The sequence below is a fragment of the Shigella sp. FC1661 genome (assembly GCF_001712525.1).
Taxonomy (GTDB): Bacteria; Pseudomonadota; Gammaproteobacteria; order Enterobacterales; family Enterobacteriaceae; genus Escherichia; species Escherichia coli.
Genome location: NZ_MDGW01000424.1, coordinates 1 through 681 on the forward strand (window position 1 = coordinate 1; position 681 = coordinate 681).

The 681-nt window shown below is 43.3% G+C and carries 1 protein-coding gene; it reads right to left on the reverse strand.

Annotated elements, in window-relative coordinates; all coding sequences use genetic code 11:
• Positions 1-187: 187 nt before the first annotated feature.
• The coding region (locus tag BFF42_RS19475) for a hypothetical protein (RefSeq protein WP_252866577.1) at positions 188-681 on the reverse strand (494 nt) is incomplete at its 5' end.

A 681-nucleotide genomic window follows, 5' to 3' on the forward strand; every position in this document is an offset into this window, starting at 1 on the left:
AAAAAATCCGTTTCAGCTGTCTCTGGCTGGCAATTCCTGCGTGATTCACATGGCTGCATAGCTATGCATGTGGTTAAAATTTACCGGGTGCGATCGCGGCAGTTTTTCGGGTGGTTTGTTGCCATTTTTACCTGTCTGCTGCCGTGATCGCGCCGAACGCGTTTCAGCGGTGCGTACAATTAAGATATTACGTTAAATTGTGAGGGAATGGTCCCCATATACTGACTTTATCATAGGGATAGGGTTGGTAGTGGGTCGATTGGGTTTCGGCATTGTTTCCGTTAATGCCAATTGCATTTTTGTATTTGATGCAACAGAAGGCGTGAGATTCTCCTGGGCCTGGAAAGGCTAAGTGTTTAGAATTGATGGCAAAATATCTTCCGTCCGATTTTTGAAGTAGTTGTTGTTTGGCTGTCTCCCAAAGGGTGCTGTTACAAACTTCTTGAATTTGTAGTTTTTGCAGGGCTCTTATTACTGCGTTGTCATGTTCCAATTCTTTAGGGGAGTGTATTATTCTCTCTTTTAATAAGCTGTTTACCACAGGGTTTAGTTGTTGTCTAAAGCACGCAGATAATGCCATTGCTACACAATTTTGTTCCCGAGGAAGCATGTTTGGCGGGGTATGCCGTGTTTGATGTGATATGTCTATTCTCATAGAAGGTCTCTGGCTTATAGCATCAA